The organism is Micromonospora echinofusca, from assembly GCF_900091445.1.
GTDB lineage: Bacteria > Actinomycetota > Actinomycetes > Mycobacteriales > Micromonosporaceae > Micromonospora > Micromonospora echinofusca.
The window spans coordinates 2390251-2408158 of the sequence record NZ_LT607733.1; the positions used below are offsets into that span (position 1 = coordinate 2390251).

A 17908-nucleotide genomic window follows, 5' to 3' on the forward strand; every position below is an offset into this window, starting at 1 on the left:
GTAACCGTGCTGGTCACCGCGCCGCGGTGGACCGGCCGTCACCCGGCGGCGTGCCCGCGCGGGCGGCGGGCGGGCTGTGCATACTTGCGCGGTCGATGTTGTGCCGGCGGGCGGGCCCCCGGCTGCTGCGCGAGGTGGTTGTGGTGGTCGAGAAGACGGCGTCGCGGCGCAACCCGACGGCCGGTGGCGCCGCGGCGATGGCCGACCCGGGGCTGCGGCAGCTGCTGGCCGGCCTGACGGCGGTGCGCGACGGTGACTTCGGCACCCGCCTGCCGGAGGACGCCGACGGCCTGCTCGGGGAGATCGCCACCGTCTTCAACGGCATGGTGGACCAACTGTCGCTGTTCACCTCCGAGGTGACGCGGGTGGCCCGGGAGGTGGGCACCGAGGGCCAGCTCGGCGGCCAGGCCGAGGTGCCCGGGGTGTCGGGCACCTGGAAGGACCTCACCGACTCCGTCAACGCCATGGCGGGCAACCTGACCGACCAGGTACGCGACATCGCCGAGGTGGCCACGGCGGTGGCCCGGGGCGACCTGTCGCAGAAGATCACCGTGGACGTGCGCGGCGAGATCCTGGAGTTGAAGATCACCATCAACACGATGGTGGACCAGTTGTCGTCGTTCGCCGACGAGGTGACGCGGGTGGCCCGGGAGGTCGGCAGCGAGGGCCGCCTCGGTGGCCAGGCCGAGGTGCCCGGGGTGGCCGGCACCTGGCGCGACCTCACCGACTCGGTGAACTTCATGGCCGGCAACCTGACCAGCCAGGTACGCAACATCGCCCAGGTCACGACCGCCGTGGCCCGGGGCGACCTGTCGCAGAAGATCACCGTCGACGCCCGGGGCGAGATCCTGGAGCTCAAGAGCACGATCAACACGATGGTGGACCAGTTGTCGTCGTTCGCCGACGAGGTGACGCGGGTGGCCCGGGAGGTCGGCACCGACGGGCGCCTGGGCGGTCAGGCACAGGTCAGCGGCGTCGCGGGCACCTGGCGCGACCTCACCGACTCGGTGAACTCGATGGCGGTCAACCTCACCGACCAGGTGCGCAGCATCGCCCAGGTGGCCACGGCGGTGGCCCGGGGGGACCTGTCGCAGAAGATCACCGTCACCGCGCACGGCGAGATCCTGGAGCTGAAGAACACCATCAACACGATGGTGGACCAGTTGTCGTCGTTCGCCGACGAGGTGACGCGGGTGGCCCGGGAGGTCGGCACCGAGGGCCGCCTCGGCGGCCAGGCCGACGTCAAGGGCGTCTCCGGCACCTGGAAGGACCTGACCGAGTCGGTCAACGTCATGGCCGACAACCTCACCGCCCAGGTACGCAGCATCGCCGAGGTGACCACCGCCGTGGCGAAGGGCGACCTGACCCAGAAGATCCGCGTCGACGCGCGCGGCGAGATCCTGGCGTTGAAGGAGACCATCAACACGATGGTCGACCAGCTCTCGGCGTTCGCCGACGAGGTGACGCGGGTGGCCCGGGAGGTCGGCACCGAGGGTCGCCTCGGCGGCCAGGCCCGGGTGTCCAACGTGGCCGGCACCTGGAAGGACCTCACCGACAACGTCAACGAGATGGCCAACAACCTCACCAACCAGGTGCGCTCGATCGCGCTGGTCGCCACCGCCGTCGCGCAGGGGGACCTGAGCCGGCAGATCACCGTGGAGGCCAAGGGCGAGGTGGCGGTGCTCGCCCAGACCATCAACACGATGGTCGGCACGCTGGGCGCCTTCGCCGACGAGGTGACGCGGGTGGCCCGGGAGGTCGGCACCGAGGGTCGCCTCGGCGGCCAGGCCCGGGTGCCGAACGTGGCCGGCACCTGGAAGGACCTCACCGACAACGTCAACTCGATGGCGAACAACCTCACCGGCCAGGTACGCAACATCGCCCAGGTCACCACCGCGGTGGCCCAGGGCGACCTGACCAGGAAGATCGACGTCGACGCGCGCGGCGAGATCCTGGAACTCAAGACCACCATCAACACGATGGTGGACCAGCTGTCGTCGTTCGCGGCGGAGGTCACCCGGGTGGCCCGGGAGGTCGGCAGCGAGGGCCGCCTCGGCGGGCAGGCCGAGGTCGAGGGCGTCTCCGGCACCTGGAAGCGGCTCACCGAGAACGTCAACGAGCTGGCCGGGAACCTCACCCGCCAGGTGCGCGCCATCGCCGAGGTGACCAGCGCCGTGGCCACCGGCGACCTGACCCGCTCCATCACCGTCGACGCCCCCGGCGAGGTCGGCGAGCTGAAGGACAACATCAACTCGATGGTGGAGTCGCTGCGCGAGACCACCCGGACCAACCAGGAACAGGACTGGCTCAAGACCAACCTGGCCCGCATCTCCGGCCTCATGCAGGGCCACCGCGACCTGGACGTGGTCGCCGGCCTGGTGATGAACGAGCTGGCCCCGCTGGTCTCCGCGCAGCTCGGCACCTTCCTGCTGGTCGACGACGGCCCGGACCGGGCCGGCCTGCGGGTGGTGGGCGGGTACGGGCACGACACCTCCGGCCGCCGGTACGCCCTCGGCGACTCCCTCGTCGGGCAGGCCGCGGTGAGCAAGCGGGCCATCGTGGTGGACGCCGTACCGGCCGACTACGTCACGGTCTCCTCCAGCCTCGGCGCCGCCGCCCCGCTGCACCTGGTGGTGCTGCCGGTCCTCTTCGAGGACCAGGTGCTCGGGGTCATCGAGCTGGCCAGCATGAGCCGCTTCACCGAGGTGCAACGCGACTTCCTCGACCAGCTGACCGAGACCATCGGCGTCAACGTCAACACCATCGTCGCCAACGCCCGTACCGACGTGCTGCTCACCGAGTCGCAGCGCCTCGCTGCGGAGTTGCAGGCCCGCTCGGAGGAGTTGCAGGCCCGCTCGGAGGAACTCCAGCGCTCCAACGCCGAACTGGAGGACAAGGCGGCCCTGCTGGCCCGGCAGAACCACGACATCGAGACGAAGAACTCCGAGATCGAGCAGGCCCGCCAGGAGCTGGAGACCCGCGCCCAGCAGCTCGCGCTCGCCTCCAAGTACAAGTCGGAGTTCCTCGCCAACATGAGCCACGAGCTGCGTACGCCGCTGAACTCGCTGCTCATCCTCGCCCAGCTGCTCGCGCAGAACCCGAACCGCAACCTGACCGCCAAGCAGGTCGAGTACGCCACGGTCATCCACTCGGCCGGCACCGACCTGCTCCAGCTCATCAACGACATCCTCGACCTGTCCAAGGTGGAGGCCGGGAAGATGGACATCAACCCGGAGACCTTCGAGCTGGCCGCGCTGCGCGACTACGTCGACGCGACGTTCCGGCCGCTGACCACGCCCCGGGGCCTGGAGCTGGAGATCAGCACGGGGCCGGGCGTGCCGACCGAGCTGCACACCGACGAGCAGCGGCTGCGGCAGGTGCTGCGCAACCTGGTCTCCAACGCGGTCAAGTTCACCGAGAAGGGGCGGGTGCGGCTGCGCATCGAGCGGGCCGCGCCGGGGGAACTGCCCGAGGGCCTCGCCGAGACCGACACCGTCATCGCGTTCCGGGTGATCGACACCGGCATCGGCATCGCCGAGCAGCACCTGACCGCCATCTTCGACGCCTTCCAGCAGGCCGACGGCACGACCAGCCGGCGCTACGGGGGCACGGGCCTCGGACTGTCCATCAGCCGGGAGATCGCCCACCTGCTCGGTGGCCGGATCCAGGCGCGCAGCGTGCTCGGCCGGGGAAGCACGTTCACCCTCTACCTGCCCGTCGGGCCGGTGCCCGCCGCGACCGGCGACGCGACGGCCACGGACCGCCCGGCCGGCCCGTTCACGGCACCGGGCCGGGCCGGCGCGCTGCCCTGGGCGCCGCCGGCCACGCTGCCGCCGGCCGTGACGCTCCAGCCGGGCGAGGTGCGTCGGATGCTGGTGCTGGAACGCCACGACAAGGGGCTGCTGACGCTGCTCGCGCAGGGCGTCGCGGCGGACCTGGGCGACGCGCATCCGCCGGTGGAGGTCTGCACCGCCGTGGACGTTCCCTCGGCCGTCGAGGCGCTCGCCGGCGGGCGGCACCACCTCCTGGTGCTCCAGCTCGACCTGCCAGACGACGGCGGTACGACCCTGCTCAAGGCGCTGCACGACGATCCGGCGCTGCGCGCGGTGCCCGTGCTCGCGTACCACGGCCACCCGTTGCCGTCGGGCTCGCAGGCCCTGTTGCAGGCGCTGGCCCACGAGCGGCCGCTGGAGATCCTGCGCAGCCTGGACGACCTGCGCGAGCGGATCGCCCTGCACCTGACGGCGGTGACCCCGGAGCGGGTGCTGCCGTTCGCCCCGGTGCTGCCCGACGTCCGGCCCGCCGTCGACGCCCTGCCCGACGAGCTGGCCGGCCGCAAGGTGCTGGTGGTGGACGACGACGCGCGCAACGTCTTCGCGCTGACCAACATCCTGGAGCTGCACGGGCTCGACGTGGTCTACGCGGAGAACGGCCGGCAGGGCATCGAGACGCTGATGCGCCACGACGACATCGACCTCGTGCTGATGGACGTGATGATGCCGGAGATGGACGGCTACGCCGCGACGGCGGCGATCCGCGCCATGCCCCGCTACGCCGACCTGCCGATCATCGCGGTGACCGCGAAGGCGATGCACGGCGACCGGGAGAAGAGCATCTCCTCGGGCGCCAGCGACTACGTCACGAAGCCGGTCGACGCCGCCGACCTGTTGCAGTGCATCCACCGCTGGCTGCACGGCTGAAGCCTGCCCGGGCGGACGCTTCCCGGTGCTCCCCGGGCGGGCGACCACCGGGGGAGCACCGGTCGGCGCACGCTCAGGACCGGCCGGCCTCGAAGGTCTCCCGGTCGAGGAAGAGCAGCCGGGCCCGCTTGCCGTCCAGGTCGATCAGCGGGCCGGCGACGAAGCCGGTGCGCAGGAGCCGGTCGACCGCCTTCTCGTTGCGCGCGTCCGGCTCCATCACGACGCGCCGGTGTCGCGGGTCGGCGAAGACGAAGTCGAGGAACACGCGCAACAGGGTGCCCGTGAAGCCCCGCTCGACCGCGTCGGGCGGGCCGATCAGCAGGTGGGCCCCGTGGTCGCCGGGCTGGACCGGATAACACTCGCCGACCGGGTCGGCGGCCGGCTCGTAGGTCTGGAACAGCGCGACGGGTGTCCCGTCGCGGTGCGTCAGCCAGGCGTGGTGGGTGGGCAGCGAGTCGAGGTAGCGGTAGATTTCCTCGACGCGCTCCCGACCGGTGTCGCGCATGCCCCAGAACCGGGCGCGTTCCTGGCTGACCCAGGAGTGGACGAGGTCGATGTCGGTGTCGGGGTCGAGGGGGCGGATCGTCACCCGGCCGAAGCCGTCGACGTCCTGGCGGTAGGTGCTGGCGAGATCACGCATCGTGTGCCACCGTACGGTGATTCCGGTCGATGCGCGACTGGGTCCACCCCCGGCGCGGCGCCGGCCGGGCCGACGCCGCGCACGCCCGTCAGCCGCCGGCGACGGTGAGCGGCGGGGCGCTCGCGGCGGCGCGGCGGCGGGCGGCGGGGACCACCAGGGGGGTGCCGGACTCCGGGTCGTCGATCACGCGGCAGGGCAGCCCGAAGACCTCCTGGACCAGCTCGGCGGTGACCACCTCCCGGGGCGCGCCCGCGGCCACCACCCGCCCCTCCCGCATCGCGATGAGGTGCGTCGCGTAGCGGGCGGCGTGGTTGAGGTCGTGCAGCACGGCGATCAGCGTGCGGCCCTGCTCCTCGTGCAGCCGGGCGCAGAGGTCGAGGATCTCGATCTGGTGGGCGATGTCCAGGTAGGTGGTCGGCTCGTCGAGCAGCAGCAGGGGGGTCTGCTGGGCCAGCGCCATCGCGATCCACACCCGCTGCCGCTGACCGCCGGAGAGCTCGTCGACCGGTCGGTCGGCCAGGTCGGCGACGCCCGTGGCGGCCATCGACTCGGTGACCACCCGCTCGTCCTCGCGCGACCACTGCCGCAGCAGCCCCTGGTGCGGATACCGGCCGCGGGCGACGAGTTCGGCGACGCCGATGCCGTCCGGCGCGACGGACGTCTGCGGCAGCAGGCCGAGGGTGCGCGCCACGGCGCGGGCCGGTTGCCGGTGGATGTCCTCGCCGTCGAGCAGCACCGCGCCGGCGGCCGGCTTCAGCAGCCGGGACAGGGCCCGCAGCAGGGTCGACTTGCCGCAGGCGTTGGGGCCGATGATGACCGTGAAGGAGCGGTCGGGCACGGCGACGCTCAGGTCCCGCGTGATGGTCCGCCGCTCGTAGGCGAGGGTCATCGCGGTGCCGCTCAGCCGGGACTGCATGCTCGGTGCTCCGTTCTCGTCATGGGTGGCCCGTCGGCCGTGCCCGGTCACAGCCGGCCGGCCCGGCGCTCGGTGGCCAGCAGCCAGACCAGGTAGGCGCCGCCGAGCACGCCGGTCACCACGCCGACCGGCAACTGGTGCCCGGGGAAGACCCGCAGGGCGAGCTGGTCGGCGCCGACCAGCAGGACCGCCCCGACGGCCGCCGAGGGCAGCAGGTTCGGCCCCGGGGCCCGGGTCAGCCGCCGCGCGAGGTGCGGCGCGGTGAGGGCCACGAAGTTCACCGGCCCCGCGGCGGCCGCCGCGAGGGAGACCAGCAGCACCGCCGCCGCCAGCACGACCAGGCGCAGCCGCTCCACGCGTACGCCGAGGGCGGCGGCGGTGTCGTCGCCCATCTCCACCAGCCGCATCGCCGGCCCGTAGCCGGCCAGCATGAGCGGCACCAGCACCCCGAGCGCGATCAGCAGCGGCAGCGCGTTCGACCAGCCGCGCCCGTCGAGACTGCCGGTGAGCCAGAGCACGGCGCGGGCGGCGTCCATCAGCGGGGCCCGGGTGAGCAGCCAGCCGTTGACGCCGGTGAGGATCGCCATGGTACCGATGCCGACCAGGATCAGCCGGTAGCCGTGCACGCCGCGTCGCCAGGACAGCCCGTAGACCAGCGCGCCGGTGACCAGCCCGCCGACCACCGCCGACGACGCCAGCGCCAGACTGCTGCCGCCGAGCACCACCACGACGAGCGCCCCGGTGGCCGCGCCCTGGGTGAAGCCGAGCATGTCGGGGCTGCCCAGCGGGTTGCGCACCAGCGACTGGAAGACGGCGCCGGCCAACGCCAGCGCGGCGCCGACGCAGAGCGCGGTCACCACCCGGGGCAGCCGCAGCTCGGTGACGATGAACTCCTCGGCCGGGGTGCCCCGACCGGTGAGGGCGCGCAGCACGGCGGCGGGGCTCATCGGGTAGTCGCCGCTGCCGATGGCGAGCACGCTCAGCGCCAGGGCCAGCAGCACGCAGGTGACGCCGACGGCGATGGCGCGGGGGCGCAGCCGCAGCGACAGCCCGTCGCGGACACGGAGTGTGATCACGGGTGGGCCACCCGTCCGCGCAGCACCAGCCAGAGGAAGAGTGGCCCGCCCGCCACGGCGGTCACGAGCCCGACCTGGAGCTCGCCGGGGCGGCTCAGCACCCGGCCCAGCACGTCGGCGCCGAGCAGCAGCACCGGCGCCAGCACCGCGCAGTACGGCAGCAGCCAGCGCAGGTCCGGTCCGGTGAGCGCGCGTACCAGGTGCGGCACCAGCAGCCCGACGAAGACGATCGGCCCGCAGGCGGCGGTGGCGGCGCCGCAGAGCAGCGTGATCGCCGCGATGACCGCGCCCCGGATGAGGGCGGGCCGGGCCCCGAGGGCGCGCGCCGCGTCGTCGCCGAGGGCGAGGGCGTTGAGCGGGCGGGCGACGGCCAGGGCGACCAGCAGGCCCGCCGCCATGAACGGCGCGACCGTGCGGACGGTCGACGGTTCGGCGCTGGCCAGCGAGCCGACCGTCCAGAACCGCAGCCGCTCCAGCGACGCCGTGTCCATCAGCATCACCGCGCTGACGTACGAGTAGAGGGTGGCGTTGAGCGCCGCGCCGGCCAGGGCCAGCCGGGCGGGGGTGGCCCCGCGCCCGCCGCCGACCGCGTACACGGCGGCGGTGACGGCAGCCGCGCCGAGCAGCGCGAACCATACCTGCCCGCCGACGCCGCCGATGCCGAACAGCAGCGCCCCGGTGGCCACCGCCGCCGCGGCACCGGCGTTGATGCCGAGCAGGCCGGGGTCGGCGAGGGGGTTGCGGGTCAGTGCCTGCATGACCGCGCCGGCGACGCCGAGCGCCGCCCCGGCGAGCAGGCCGAGCAGCGTACGTGGCAGTCGCATCCGGTGCACGACGGCGTACTCGGCGGCGTCGCGGTCCAGCAGGCCCTGCCACACGTCGGTGAGGGGGAGCTGTTTGGCGCCCACGGCGATGCTGAGCACCGCGACGGCCGCGAGCAGCAGCACCGACGCCGCGAGCCCGGCGGCGCGCAGCGCGGCCCGGCCGGGCCGGCGTACGGCCGGCGGTGCAGGCGGGACGCCGACGCGGGGGGAGAGGGTGGCGTGCAGTGTGGGCTCCGATTGGTGCGGAATTCCGAACGGGACTTGACAGCCGTTTAGGTTAGGTTAACCTAACCCCGCTGTCCATGGTCATTCGCCCGACCCTGATCGAAAGACACCGCCATGCCGCATCCCGTGTCCGCCCGCCGCCTCTCCCGCCGGGGCCTGCTCGCCGCCGGTGGCGCCGCCACCCTGGCAGCCCTGCTCGCCGGCTGCGGCGGGGACGAGGACTCCGCCACCCCCGCCGCCAAGGGCTCCGAAGGGCCGTGGTCGTTCACGGACGACCGTAACGAGAAGGTGAGCGCCCCCGCCCGGCCGACCCGGGTGGTCGCCTTCACGGGGGTCGCCGCCGCGCTGGTCGACTTCGGGCTCGACAAGCAGATCGTCGGGGTGTTCGGCGAGACGAAGCGCTCCGACGGCAGCAAGGACCCGCAGGCCGGCGACCTCGACGTCGAGTCCGTGGAGATCCTCGGCAACGTCTGGGGCGAGTTCAACCTGGAGAAGTACGCCGCCCTGCGGCCCGAACTGCTCGTCACCCACATGTACGACCCGGGCGCTTTCTGGTACGTGCCGGACGAGAGCAAGGGCAAGATCCTTCCGCTCGCCCCCACCGTCACCGTGACCACCGCGCGGGTGCCGATGACCAAGCCGATCGAGCGGTACGCGCAGCTCGCCGAGTCCCTCGGCGCCGACCTGTCCGCCAAGAAGGTCACCGACGCCAAGGCCCGCTTCGAGGCCGCCGCCGAGTCGGTCCGCCAGGCGGTCAAGGCGAACCCGGGCATCAAGGTGCTCGCCTGCTCCGGCAGCCCCGACCTGTTCTACGCCTCCAACCCCAAGGTCAGCACCGACCTGATGTACTTCGCCGAGCTGGGCGTCGACATCGTCGTCCCCACCAAGCTGGAGGCCGGCGACTACTTCGAGGCGCTGAGCTGGGAGAACGCGGGCAAGTTCCCGGCCGACCTGCTCCTGCTCGACAACCGCAGCACCGCCCTTCAGCCCAAGGACCTGGCCGCGAAGCCGACCTGGCAGCAGCTGCCGGCGGTCAAGGCCAACCAGGTCGCCGCCTGGGACGCGGTGCCCCGCTTCTCGTACGCCGGCGCCGCGCCGCTGCTGGAGAACCTGGCCACCGCCATCAAGGGCGCGAAGAAGGTCACGTCGTGACCACCGCCGTCGCCGTGCAGTACCGCCTCTTCGCCGCGCAGGTCGTCGGCGCCCGCCGCGTCGGCGCCTCCCTGGTCCGGGTCACCTTCGGCGGGCCGGAGCTGGCCGACTTCGCCGGCGGCGGCCGGGACCAGAGCGTCTCGCTGTTCCTGCCGCACCCCGGCCAGCCCGAGCCGGTGCTCCCCGTCGAGGCGGGGGAGGACTGGTTCGGCGCCTACCGGGCCATGGACCCCGACGTACGCGCGGTGATGCGCTCGTACACCATCCGCCAGCAGCGCCCCGAGGTGGCTGAGGTGGACATCGACTTCGTCAGCCACGGCGACACCGGCCCCGCCTCCCGCTGGGCCCGGCACGCCCTGCCGGGCGACCGGGTGGTGCTGCTCGGCCCGGCCGTGCACGACAACCGCAGCGTCTGCTTCCGGCCCCCGGTCGGCACGGACTCGGTCCTGCTGGTGGCCGACGAGACGGGGCTGCCGGCCGCCGCCGGGATCCTGGCCTGGCTGCCGCCCGGCACCCCGGTGCGCGCCTGGATCGAGGTTCCCGACGCGGGAGACATCCAGGAGCTGCCCACCGAGGCGCGGGCCGAGGTGCGCTGGATCGTGCGGGGCGGCACCGCCCCGGGCAGCAGTCTGCTGGCCGACGCGGTGCGCGCCGCCCGGCTGCCGGCCGGCACCCCGTACGCCTGGATCGCCGGCGAGTCCTCGATGGTGCGCTCGGTGCGCCGGCACCTCGTGGGCGAGCGCGGCCTGGACCGCCGCCACGTCACCTTCTCCGGCTACTGGCGCCGGGGCGCCTCCGAGGAGGACCTGCGCGCCGATGCCGCCGTCAAGGCCGCCGCCTGACCTACGCCGCCGTCGCGCGCCGGATCCCGCCCGCCGGGGTGGGATCCGGCGTGGGTCGTTCCGGTCAGAACTCCCGGTACATGACGTGCAGGCCCACCCGGCCGAGGGTGGGATGCCGGAACGCGCCGGGCACCGTGCCGACCACGGCGAACCCCTCCCGCCGGTACAGCTCCACGGCGGTGACGTTGCTCGCCACGACGGCGTTGAACTGCATGCCGGCGTACCCCCGCTCACGCGCCCAGTCGACGGCGTGCCGGCACAGGGCGGTGCCCACGCCGCGCCCCCGCGCCGCGCGGGCCACCATGAAGCTCGCGGTGGCGACGTGCGAGCCCGGCCCGGGGCGGTTGGTGCCCATCTTCGCGGTGCCCAGCACCGCGTCGCCGTCGACCGCGACCACCGTCCGGCCGGGCGAGGCCTCCACCCACATGTCGTACGCCTGATCGGCGGTCAGCTCCGGGTCGTAGGGGAACGTCTCCCGCGCCCGGACCACCTCCTGGACGATCGGCCACACCTGGACCCAGTCCGGCTCGTGGAACTCGCGGATCAACACCCGGCGGATGCTAGGGGCGCTACGGCACGGCGGCAAAGCGTTTTACGCGCGGATCGGAGATGATCGACGCGGTCGTCTGCCGCTTGCGCTGGCCCGCGCCCTTCTCGGAGCCCGAACACGGCCTCCATCGCATCCAACGTCGGCTTGATCAGGTTGTCGAGGTCCCACACCTCCTTGGCGTTGCGCGCTTCAGGCGTACGAAACTCGCATCAACCCAGCGCGGCCGCCTTGCGCAGCAGCACTGAGCGTTCGCGCTGGTTGGCGCACAGCCGGGCCGCCAGCTCCAGCTCGGCGCGCGCCTCCGGCCGCCGGCCGAGGCGGGCCAGCAGCTCCCCGCGTACGGTCGGAACCAGATGCGAACCGGGGAGCCGGTCCACGGCGATCAGCTCGTCCACGATGGCCAGGGCTTGCGTCGGACCCGAGGCCATGGCCACGGCGACGGCCCTATTGAGCTCGACCACCGGCGAGGGCGCGACCCGGCCGAGCGCCTCGTAGAGCACCACGATCCGGTCCCAGTCGGTCGCCTCCACGGAGGGCGCTGCGGCGTGGGCGGCGGCGATCGCGGCCTGCAGGCCGTAGGGGCCGAGGCCGCGAGTCGATGCCTTGACCAGCGCGGCCAGCCCACGGCGAATCGCCGAGAAGTCCCACCGCCGCCGGTCCTGGTCCTCCAGCAGGACCGGCGAACCGTCCGGGCCGGTCCGGGCCGGGAAGCGCGCGGCCGTCAGCTCGCACAACGCCAGCAGGCCGTGCACCTCCGGTTCGTCCGGCTGCAGCGCGGCTAACGTGCGGGCCAGCCGGATCGCCTCGTACGCGACCTCGGGGCGCAGCAGCCTGTCGCCCGACGTGGCCGTCGACCCCTCGGTGAAGATCACGTAGAGGACGCTGAGCACGCCGCCCAGTCGCTCCCGGCGCTCGCCGGCCGCCGGCAGCTCGAACGGCACCCCGGCCGCCGCGATCGTCTTCTTGCCCCGGGTGATGCGGGCCTGCACGGTCGGCACGGGTACGAGGAACGCGCGGGCGATCTCCTCGCTGGACAGGCCGCCGACCACGCGCAGGGTCAGCGCCACCCGGGCCTCGGGGGAGAGCACCGGGTGGCAGCTGACGAACATCAGCGCCAGGACGTCGTCGTCGATCTTGTCGGGGTCGACTTCTTCGTCGACCGCCGGGTCGGCCGCCAGCAGGGCGTATCTGTCCTGCAGGGCAGTCCGGCGGCGGATCGCGTCGATCGCCCGCCGGCGGGCCGTGGCCATCAGCCAGCCGGCCGGATTGGCCGGAGAGGCAAGCGGCCACGACACCAGCGCCTCGGTCACCGCCTCCTGGGCGGCATCCTCGGCCAGCCCGAAATCGCCGGTGAACCGGGTCAGCGCGGCAACGATCCGCGCCGACTCGATCCGCCAGACGGCCTCGACGTCGGCCGTACCCATCAGATCTGGCCGTTGCTCTCGCGCAAGGCCCCTTCCTTGACGAACTTCCCGTTGTCCTGCGGGACCTCGTCCTCCCCGGGCACCCGCCGGATCTCGATCTTGGAACCAGGGACCGACGGGACCCGCTTGGCCCATTCGACCGCCTCCTGTTTCGAGGCGACATCGAGCAGGAAGAAGCCCCCGAACAATTCCTTGGTCTCCCCGTACGGCCCGTCCGTCACCACCGGGGCCTCGTCGCTGAAGTGCACCACGACGCCCTGGCCCGGATCGTCCAGCCCTTCGGCCGCGACGTAGACGCCGGCCTTGGCCGTCTCCTCGATGAACAGGCGGGTCGCGGCCATCATCTCGTCGACGTCGACCATCATGGCCGCGTTCGTCTCATCGGTGCCCCGCATGATCAGCATGTACTGCGGCATCGCGTTCTCCTCGTCCGGCGGGGCCGCCTTTCGGCCCTCGCACCCCCACGTCGAACGAGCGGCCCGAGGATCGACACAGTCCCGACGAAATCTCTCGCCACGACGCAGCCGATCCCTCCGACCCAGGTTGCGCCGTCAGACCGGCCCCTGGGCGATGGCTGATGCGGACGCCTGGCTGATCAGAGAGCTTATCGTCGCAGCTGTGGAAGGCGACGACGCTCACCTGGATCTGGGGAGAGCATCGGGACGCGCTCAGCGATTTCTCTCCGCTACCTAACTGAAGAGGGCCACGGGAATCTTCAGCGGCGTTTCGTACGCGGCGTACTTGCCGCAGACCGAGCGGTTCATCAGATCGTGTCAGGGACTTTGAGCATTGTGAGGTAGGTAAGCGCCGTACACAATGAGCCTTTTCCATCGTGACGGTGCAGGCTACCGCAGGTGGAACCCTGGCGTGTCAGGGCCGCCGCGTCGGCTGTGAAAATCGCTGTCCGGTTGTCGGAGCACAGTGATAGAAAGCCGGGGTGCACAAATTTCTCACGTTCTCTGATCATCTGCGGCTGATTGACGAACGGTCGACCGCCTTCCGCGCCGCGGTCGCCGCGGCGCCCAGTCTCGACATGCAGGTTCCGACCCATCCCGAGCGGACGCTGTTCGATCTCGTGCAACACGTGGGCATGGGCCGCCGCAAATCAGCCGCCATCGTCGCCGCAGGGCCTGCAGACGCTCCCCCGGAGAAGTCCGCTTGGGAGGACGGCACGGGTGCGCCTCGGGAACGCGAGGCACTGCTGGCCTGGTGGACCGAGTCCATCGAGCAACTGACGAGCGCGCTGCGCGAGGCCGGCCCGGATCGCGGTTGTTGGACGTGGTGGGGTGACTCGCAGTCACCGCAAACCTCCGGTGCATGGGCACGGCGCCAGGTTCCCGAGATCGCGGTGCACACCTACGATGTCCAGCTCACCGTGGGTGCCCCGCAGCCGCTGCCGGACGAGGTCGCCCTCGACGGTTTCGACGACTGTCAGTTCACCATCTGCTCGACGGATGTCGCCTGGCCGCACGATCCCGCCGTCGTCGATTACTACGCCACCGAGGGCTGCTCTTGGCGCCTTCGGCTGTCCCGCGACGGCGCACGGGCCGCCCGCCTCGGCGCGCCGGCTGCCAGCGAGGACCCGGACCCGGACACGGCCGACGCCTCCGCCCGGGGCACGGCCAGTGACCTGGTCCTGTTCTTTTACGGCCGCATACCGCCGGATTCGCTGAAGCTGGAGCTGAACGGCGACCGTCGCATCTTCGACCAGCTCATCGCCTGGGACCCGTCCGTGTAACAATGATCCCTTTTATCCTGCGTAGGCCGGGTTCTCGACGTGGTGCAGAACCAGGATCGCCTGCAGGATCGCGGTGGCGCGGTGTGGGCAACAGCGCAGCCTCGTCAGAACTTTCCAGGTCTTGAGGGTGGCGTTGGCGCGTTCACCGAAGGCCCGGATCCGGGCGTGAGCGCGGTTGACCTTCTTCTGCCAGCGCGGCAGTTTCGGCCGGTAGCGGTGGCGTTGAACGGTGTGCGGATGCTGCCGCGGGCGCCGTGGTATGCCTCATCGGCAAAGGTCCATCACGTTGGCGCCGGTCAGGGCGTCGATGATGCCGGAAGCGCGGGCCGCGGTCAGGTCATGGACCGAGCGGGCAGGGCCGCCGAGGCCCGGACCAGCCGGCCTGCCGGGTCGGCGACGACCTGTACGTTCAGGCCGTGACGGCGGTGTTCTCCCGAGTGGTAGGGCTTCTGTTGGCAACTCGGTCGATCGGGATCAGAGTTCCGTCGAGGATCGCGTAGGCCATCCGCCCGTCGTCGCGCCGCCGGGGCTGTCGTCGGCCGGCGGCTGACAGGCTAGTTTGCTCGGATGAGTTCCCTCGATGACGTCGCGAGCCGTGACGGTTGGCGATGCTGGGTGTGCGACGAGCCGGTCGACCCCGACATGTCGGTGAACGACCCGCGTGGTCCCAGCGTCGACAGCCGTACCGCCGACAAGAAGGCCAAGGTCGCCGAGCGACTCGCGCACCGTGCCTGCAACACCCGCAAGGGCGCTGTCAAGGTGGTCATCGCCTGGCCGGACCATCTGCACGTGGTGGAGCCCGCGCCACTGATCACCGTCGCCGAGCGACTCGAACGCAAGGGCGGCCGCGAGCTGGTCGCCCGCTGCCCGAGCAGGAAGGACGCCCAGGAGGCGGCGGACTGGCTGGTCGACCGGTTCTCCCGGCTGGTGCCCGGCCTGCCGGTGACCGCGAGCGTCGACGCGGGCGGCGGACAGTACCTCGTCGCCCTGGCCGCCGGCCGCCGCTGACCGGTGCCCCTGGTCGGCGGGTCGTCGCCGGCCAGGGGCCATCCGTGGGCGTCCGGCAGCCCGGGGCCCGAGCCGCCACCGCCGCTGCTGCGCACCGCGCGTGCCGGCCGTCTCCAGCCGGTGGCGTCGGCGACGATCAGTCTCTGGTCAGAAGGGGGGTGCGTCCTCGCCCATCAACGCCAGCACGACGCCTCCCTTTCCGCTCTTGAGGCCCTGGACCACGACCTTGCCGGTGCTGCCGTCGGGCAGTTCCAACGTGAAGGTCTTCCCGACCGCGTTCTTGGGGCCGTTGCCGGCGCTGTTGGCGGGTCGGAAGTCGCCTGCCCACGGCGGGGTCCCGCCCCTGCGGGCGGGCTCGGCGAAGAGTGCGGCGGTGCCGGGGGTCCGGGTGCCGTCGGAGGAGAGGAGCACTGAGGCGCTGCGATAGGTAGCCATATGCGGCAAGGCTATCCCGGACCGTGCCCGTTCGCGCCACCACAACCGCCGGGTAACGCGAACGGTTTCGACACGACCGTGGCCTCGTCCCACCCCTCGTGCCGCCTCCTGGACCTCGATTTCTCCGAAGATGGTGTCGTATCGAGGCGTGGCCGTTCGTGGAACCAGTGTGCGGCGGTCGGCTGGGCCGTCGGACAGGAGACGTCGGGCAAGGCCCCCGTCCGGGGACTGAGAGGAGACGACATGACGGAATACCTGATCACCTTCAACGACGAGTGGGTGCCACCACACACGGCGGAGGAGATTCGCGAGAAGGGCAGGGCCGGCCGGGCCGTGATCGCGGACATGCAGGCCGAGGGTGTCCTGATCTTCAGCAACGGCGGACTCGACCGGTCCACCGCGGTGTGCGGCGTCGAAGCGGTCGACGGCAGGCCCGTCTTCACCGACGGCCCGTACGTCGAGACCAAGGAGCACCTCGGCGGCTTCGCCGTCGTGGACGTGCCCGACGACGAGGCGGCGCGATACTGGGCCGGCAGGCTCGCGACCGCGCTCGACTGGCCGCAGGAGGTGCACCGGTTCCGAGGCCCCGGTGCGCGCCCGGCGTAACGGCTCCGGGGAGAAGTGAGCGTGGTGCCCAGATACCTGCTGTCCGTCTACGGACCGGCCGAGCGCACCGAGTTCGGCGCCCACCCCTCCCAGGAGGCCATGCCGCAGGCGTTCGCCGACACCGGCGCCTTCGCCGAGCGGCTCCGGCGGGACGGTCACCTCGTCTTCGCCGACGGCCTGGCGCCCCCGACGACCGCCACCACGGTCGACGGGCAGGGCGGGAGGCCGGTTCTCACCGACGGGCCCTACCTGGAGACCAGGGAGCATCTCGACGGCTTCTGGGTCATCGAGGCGGCCGACCTCGACGTGGCCCTGGCTCTCGCCGCCGAGGGGTCGAGAGCGTGCCGGGGTACGGTCGAGGTGCGTCCCTTCCGAACCGGGGGATCCGTCCGAGCGCTGCCGGAGCCATGACCGTTCTCACCGTCGAGCAGGCCATCACCCGTGTCCACCACGAGGAGTGGGCGCGGGTGGTCGCCGGCCTCGCGCGCCGTTTCGGCGACCTCGACGTCGCCGAGGAAGCGACGGCCGAAGCGTTCGTGGCGGCTGCGGAGCGGTGGCCGCGCGAGGGCGTACCGTCCAATCCCGGCGGTTGGCTCGCCACCACCGCGACCCGCAAGGCGATCGACCGGCTCCGTCGCGAATCGCAGCGCGACGCCAGGCACCAGGCGGCCCTGATGGTGTACGACGACACCCCTGCCGAGCCGACCGGCCCGGTCGAGGACGACCGGCTCAGACTGATCTTCACCTGCTGCCATCCCGCGCTCGCGATGGAGGCCCGGGTCGCGCTCACCCTGCGCCTGCTCGGCGGCCTCACCGTGCCCGAGATCGCCCGCGCCTTCCTGGTGCAGGAGACCACCCTGGCGCGACGGATCACCCGCGCCAAGGCGAAGATCAAGGCGGCGCACATTCCCTACCGGGTGCCCTCGGCCGACGACATCCGCGAGCGCCTCGCCGGCGTCCTCGCCGTCGTCTACCTCATCTTCAACGAGGGCTATCTCGCCAGCGAGGGGGACGACCCGGTGCGCGTCGACCTCACCGACGAGGCGATCCGCCTCGGCCGCCTGCTCCGGGCCCTCCTCCCGGACGACGGTGAGGTGGCCGGCCTGCTCGCCCTGATGCTCCTCACCGACGCCCGGCGGCCGGCGCGCGTGTCCCGCACCGGGGAACTGGTGATCCTCGCCGAGCAGGACCGGGGCGCGTGGGACCGCACCCTCATCGCCGAGGGCAACGCCCTTCTCCGCGAGCGGGTCGAGGCGGTGGCGAGCGGCGGTGACCCACCCGGGCGCTACCAGCTGCAGGCCGCGATCAACATGGTCCACACCGATGCCCCGTCCGCCCGGGACACCGAATGGTCCACCATCGTCGCCCTCTACGGCCGCCTGGTACTGCTCGACCCCTCGCCGATCGTGCGGCTCAACCGGGCGGTCGCGGTCGCCGAGGTCGACGGCCCCGGGGTCGGGCTCGCCGAGATCGACCGGCTCGCCGAGGTCCTCGACGGCTATCACGCCTTCCACGCCGCGCGCGCCGACCTGCTGCGGCGACTCGGGCGCGGCGGCGAGTCGCGGGCGGCGTACGACCGGGCCATCGGTCTCGCCGGCAACCCCGCGGAGCGCTCCTACCTCTGCCGCCGCCGTGACCAGTTCGCCGGCTGAGCGACACCCGGCCCTTCGCGGCACCGTCCGCGGCAGATCCGGACGGTTGCCCGACCTTCGACAACGCGTGAGCCGATCCGCCGCGTCACGACTCCCAGATCTCGCGGACCGCGCCTCGCG

Annotated in this window: 16 protein-coding genes and 1 pseudogene; 8 read left to right on the forward strand and 9 right to left on the reverse strand. The window is 72.3% G+C overall.

All coding sequences use genetic code 11. From position 1 onward, the window contains the following. Positions 1-143 precede the first annotated feature (143 nt). A complete protein-coding gene (locus GA0070610_RS10590; protein ID WP_449288795.1) occupies positions 144-4700 on the forward strand; it encodes a HAMP domain-containing protein in 4557 nt (1518 codons plus the stop codon). Between the two features lie 73 nt (positions 4701-4773). On the opposite strand, the gene GA0070610_RS10595 is transcribed toward GA0070610_RS10590, so the two are convergent. The 4 genes from GA0070610_RS10595 to GA0070610_RS10610 all read right to left on the reverse strand — a co-directional run bounded on the left by GA0070610_RS10595 (position 4774) and on the right by GA0070610_RS10610 (position 8405). Next, positions 4774-5340 carry a GNAT family N-acetyltransferase gene (locus GA0070610_RS10595; RefSeq protein ID WP_088999863.1) on the reverse strand — a complete coding sequence of 189 codons (567 nt, stop codon included), beginning with the start codon at positions 5338-5340 and terminating at the stop codon, positions 4774-4776. A gap of 88 nt (positions 5341-5428) precedes the next feature. Beyond that, positions 5429-6256 carry an ABC transporter ATP-binding protein gene (locus GA0070610_RS10600; protein WP_088999864.1) on the reverse strand — a complete coding sequence of 276 codons (828 nt, stop codon included), beginning with the start codon at positions 6254-6256 and terminating at the stop codon, positions 5429-5431. Positions 6257-6303: 47 nt separating this feature from the next. After that, on the reverse strand, positions 6304-7332 hold the full coding sequence (locus GA0070610_RS10605; protein ID WP_088999865.1) for a FecCD family ABC transporter permease: 1029 nt from the start codon (positions 7330-7332) through the stop codon (positions 6304-6306). Further along, entirely contained in the window at positions 7329-8405 is a 1077-nt protein-coding gene (locus GA0070610_RS10610; RefSeq protein WP_392567317.1) for a FecCD family ABC transporter permease, read from the reverse strand. Before GA0070610_RS10610 ends, GA0070610_RS10605 begins: the two co-directional genes overlap by 4 nt. A gap of 90 nt (positions 8406-8495) precedes the next feature. Here GA0070610_RS10610 and GA0070610_RS10615 point away from each other — a divergent pair, with 90 nt between their 5' ends. Together GA0070610_RS10615 and GA0070610_RS10620 are read left to right on the forward strand one after the other, a co-directional pair. Then, positions 8496-9533 (forward strand): ABC transporter substrate-binding protein, encoded by a 1038-nt coding sequence (locus tag GA0070610_RS10615; protein ID WP_088999867.1) that lies wholly within the window; start codon positions 8496-8498, stop codon positions 9531-9533. Next, the gene (locus tag GA0070610_RS10620) at positions 9530-10375 is read left to right on the forward strand and encodes a siderophore-interacting protein (protein WP_088999868.1); all 846 of its coding nucleotides are present in this window, start codon (positions 9530-9532) and stop codon (positions 10373-10375) included. The genes GA0070610_RS10615 and GA0070610_RS10620 overlap by 4 nt, the downstream gene beginning before the upstream one ends. A gap of 64 nt (positions 10376-10439) precedes the next feature. Here the strand turns inward: GA0070610_RS10620 and GA0070610_RS10625 are convergent, their stop codons facing one another. From GA0070610_RS10625 to GA0070610_RS10635, 3 genes are all read right to left on the reverse strand, one after another. Then, positions 10440-10925: a GNAT family N-acetyltransferase gene (locus GA0070610_RS10625; RefSeq protein WP_088999869.1), complete on the reverse strand. Its 486-nt coding sequence runs from the start codon at positions 10923-10925 to the stop codon at positions 10440-10442. Between the two features lie 209 nt (positions 10926-11134). After that, the gene (locus GA0070610_RS10630; RefSeq protein ID WP_088999870.1) at positions 11135-12349 is read right to left on the reverse strand and encodes an RNA polymerase sigma factor; all 1215 of its coding nucleotides are present in this window, start codon (positions 12347-12349) and stop codon (positions 11135-11137) included. Then, positions 12349-12765, reverse strand: coding sequence for a YciI family protein (locus GA0070610_RS10635; RefSeq protein ID WP_088999871.1), 417 nt, complete (start codon positions 12763-12765; stop codon positions 12349-12351). The genes GA0070610_RS10630 and GA0070610_RS10635 overlap by 1 nt, the downstream gene beginning before the upstream one ends. 521 nt (positions 12766-13286) lie before the next feature. Here GA0070610_RS10635 and GA0070610_RS10640 point away from each other — a divergent pair. Next, positions 13287-14087 carry a maleylpyruvate isomerase N-terminal domain-containing protein gene (locus GA0070610_RS10640; protein ID WP_088999872.1) on the forward strand — a complete coding sequence of 267 codons (801 nt, stop codon included), beginning with the start codon at positions 13287-13289 and terminating at the stop codon, positions 14085-14087. Positions 14088-14099: 12 nt separating this feature from the next. Here GA0070610_RS10640 and GA0070610_RS10645 read toward each other — a convergent pair. Next, a pseudogene (locus GA0070610_RS10645) lies at positions 14100-14595 on the reverse strand (transposase family protein); the annotation flags it as partial. A gap of 59 nt (positions 14596-14654) precedes the next feature. On the opposite strand from GA0070610_RS10645, the gene GA0070610_RS10650 reads away from it, so the two are divergent. Further along, positions 14655-15095, forward strand: a complete 441-nt coding sequence (locus tag GA0070610_RS10650) for a hypothetical protein (RefSeq protein ID WP_088999873.1) — start codon at positions 14655-14657, stop codon at positions 15093-15095. Positions 15096-15242: 147 nt separating this feature from the next. On the opposite strand, the gene GA0070610_RS10655 is transcribed toward GA0070610_RS10650, so the two are convergent. Further along, positions 15243-15530, reverse strand: coding sequence for a hypothetical protein (locus GA0070610_RS10655; RefSeq protein ID WP_231926050.1), 288 nt, complete (start codon positions 15528-15530; stop codon positions 15243-15245). Between the two features lie 243 nt (positions 15531-15773). Here GA0070610_RS10655 and GA0070610_RS10660 point away from each other — a divergent pair, with 243 nt between their 5' ends. Genes GA0070610_RS10660 through GA0070610_RS10670 form a run of 3 tightly spaced genes read left to right on the forward strand, consistent with a single transcriptional unit; the run spans position 15774 to position 17788 of the window. Next, positions 15774-16136: a YciI family protein gene (locus GA0070610_RS10660; protein WP_088999875.1), complete on the forward strand. Its 363-nt coding sequence runs from the start codon at positions 15774-15776 to the stop codon at positions 16134-16136. Positions 16137-16151: 15 nt separating this feature from the next. Then, on the forward strand, positions 16152-16547 hold the full coding sequence (locus GA0070610_RS10665) for a YciI family protein (RefSeq protein WP_269458871.1): 396 nt from the start codon (positions 16152-16154) through the stop codon (positions 16545-16547). Further along, positions 16544-17788, forward strand: coding sequence for an RNA polymerase sigma factor (locus GA0070610_RS10670; RefSeq protein ID WP_088999876.1), 1245 nt, complete (start codon positions 16544-16546; stop codon positions 17786-17788). The genes GA0070610_RS10665 and GA0070610_RS10670 overlap by 4 nt, the downstream gene beginning before the upstream one ends. Positions 17789-17908: the final 120 nt, after the last annotated feature.

Coding starts and splice junctions, on each gene's coding strand:
- GA0070610_RS10660 (WP_088999875.1), top strand. CDS start 15,774: ATGACGGAATACCTGATCACCTTCAACGACGAGTGGGTGCCACCACAC.
- GA0070610_RS10635 (WP_088999871.1), bottom strand. CDS start 12,765: ATGCCGCAGTACATGCTGATCATGCGGGGCACCGATGAGACGAACGCG.
- GA0070610_RS10670 (WP_088999876.1), top strand. CDS start 16,544: ATGACCGTTCTCACCGTCGAGCAGGCCATCACCCGTGTCCACCACGAG.
- GA0070610_RS10615 (WP_088999867.1), top strand. CDS start 8,496: ATGCCGCATCCCGTGTCCGCCCGCCGCCTCTCCCGCCGGGGCCTGCTC.
- GA0070610_RS10650 (WP_088999873.1), top strand. CDS start 14,655: ATGAGTTCCCTCGATGACGTCGCGAGCCGTGACGGTTGGCGATGCTGG.
- GA0070610_RS10655 (WP_231926050.1), bottom strand. CDS start 15,530: ATGGCTACCTATCGCAGCGCCTCAGTGCTCCTCTCCTCCGACGGCACC.
- GA0070610_RS10595 (WP_088999863.1), bottom strand. CDS start 5,340: ATGCGTGATCTCGCCAGCACCTACCGCCAGGACGTCGACGGCTTCGGC.
- GA0070610_RS10600 (WP_088999864.1), bottom strand. CDS start 6,256: ATGCAGTCCCGGCTGAGCGGCACCGCGATGACCCTCGCCTACGAGCGG.
- GA0070610_RS10630 (WP_088999870.1), bottom strand. CDS start 12,349: ATGGGTACGGCCGACGTCGAGGCCGTCTGGCGGATCGAGTCGGCGCGG.